This window comes from Falseniella ignava (assembly GCF_002847645.1).
In the GTDB taxonomy this organism is placed as follows: domain Bacteria; phylum Bacillota; class Bacilli; order Lactobacillales; family Aerococcaceae; genus Falseniella; species Falseniella ignava.
Genome location: NZ_PKHE01000034.1, coordinates 1 through 2204, shown reverse-complemented (window position 1 = coordinate 2204; position 2204 = coordinate 1). Strand labels below are relative to the sequence as shown.

Sequence of the window (2204 nt, the reverse complement as noted above, 5' to 3'; positions counted from 1 at the left end):
ATTTTGTGGTGATTTAAGTATAACGAATCTTCATGTCTTTTTGTATTTCAGAAATTACTGAGTGTTGCAATTCATTTTACAACACACCTTTTTATTCAAAAAGAAACTTAGAAAAGAGAAAAACTTTACTAAGTTTCTTAGATTGCTTGAAAATTAATAGATTATTCTTCAGATGTTCCTTCTTCTGAAGATTCTTCAACGGATGTTTCTTCTAATTCTTCTTCTGGAGATTCTTCCACTTCCTCGACTTCTACATTATTATCGATAACCGTTTGAACCTTAGATAAATTGATTGCATAATTTACTAAGCCTTTGAGGTGTTCGTAGATTGCTTGATGACGTTGCGTTGTTTCTTCGTCTTCACCTTCTGGTGCGACATAAGTTAATTCATCTAATGTTTTTACCCTCATAAAATCTTCGATGAATTTTTCAACGATTTCCGAATCATCCTGATCTGAAGTCGATGCGATATTCAAGGCTTGCACTTCATTATTTTCAACCTTCAATGTCACTTCATAGAAAGGATCTTTAATGACATATTGTGAATCTGACAGTGAAACTTCATCAAGATTCATCGTTTCGCTTAAGCCGTGTTGTGCCATTGTACGTAAAATCTCACTATTTGAAATAATTTGGTAAGCGAAAAATGGTGTGCCTTCTTCGCTTGGTAGTAACAATTCCCCTTGATCGACGAATTGTTTAGTCAATGTTTCAACGACTTGGGCTTCTGCTTCATCAAGCGTTACTTCTTCTTCACCATGAAGTACTTTAAAAACAGCTTCTCTAATCTTACCTTCTTCAACGGTAATCATCTGTTCAATGACTTCACTTTCAGAACTTGGTGAGCCCATTACAGTATATATTCCATCTTGAAGTGGTTGTGCAACTATTTCCTCGGTCGTTTCTTCAGATTCTTCAGTCTCCTCAGTTTCCTCAGTTTCTTCGACTGCTTCTTCCTCTGACGATACTAATTTATTAAATGAGCCAACCACTGGTAAATCTTTCAGCGATTCATCTTCACCTAGTAATAACGAATTATATAAATTATTAACACCAACTTTATAGTCTCCATAATAACCATCTTTTAATTCTTGATCAGTAACGTCATAGATGACATCATTGACACCAATATAAGCTTTGCGTCCATCTTGGCCGTCGAATTCAGCTAACTCCTCTTGGTTAATTGCTGGCAGATCCTCGTTCTCATCTTGACTATCTTCTTCAGCAGCTTCCTCAGCTAGCTCCTCAGTTTCTTCCACTACTTCTAAAACGCCGACAATTGGAAGATCTTTCAATGCTTCATCTTCACCTAATAATAGAACATTATAAAGTGTATTTACCGCAACTTTATAATCACCGTAATAGCCGTCTTTTAATTCTTGGTCTGTAACATCATAGATTACATCATTAACAGCGATGTACGCTTTATGGTCTCCTTGACCATCAAATTCAGCAAGTTCATGTTGATTTAGTACAAGAATTTCTTCTGAAGATGTTTCATCCGAATCTTCGCTAGACTCTTTAGATTCTTCTGATGTTTCTTCAGATTCTTTTGATTCTTTTGATTCTTCAGATTCTTCTTTAGTTTCTTCTTTAGCTTCTTCACTTGTTGCTTCTGACTCGGTCGATTCTTCTTGCTCTTCCATTGTTTCTTCAATCACTGTAGTGACTTCTTCCACCGTTTGATCACTATCTGGCTGGCTACTACATGCGACTAAAACAAAAGCACTTGACAATAACAATGTTCCTCTTAATAAATGTTTCTTCACAAAAGTCAGCTCCTTTTATTTTGATAACACTTACATTATAACATTACTCATTTAAAAAAAGAATTAATTCAAATCACTAATCTATGCATTTTTAAAAATAATTTTTATTCTTTCAACCATGTTTGATAAATATGATGCTTTAACTCCTCTTTTATTTTGATGACAGGTAAGTTTAAATAAACCTTCCGAACAGGTCTTGTTTGAGCATAAGATGTCGGATCGAAATCATTGGCAATTAAAATTTAATTTTCCCTAATAGTATCATTATTCATAGAGTGCATCTCTTGTTACACTATTGATTCTATGTATATTTCACTTTACTTCAAAGCTTCTCGTTATAATCGCTGTCAAGCACAAATGAATATGTCCCGATTTTTGGGTTTTTAGCGTGTAACGAAAGAGGGTTAAAAACTACCGCGCTTCGCTCGCTTGGTT

The 2204-nt window shown here is 34.8% G+C and carries 1 protein-coding gene; it reads right to left on the bottom strand.

Annotated elements, in window-relative coordinates:
* Window positions 1–161 precede the first annotated feature (161 nt).
* Complete coding sequence (locus CYJ57_RS07655; RefSeq protein WP_101954779.1) at window positions 162–1769, bottom strand: cytochrome b5-like heme/steroid binding domain-containing protein; 1608 nt, start codon at window positions 1767–1769, stop codon at window positions 162–164.
* Window positions 1770–2204 lie beyond the last annotated feature (435 nt).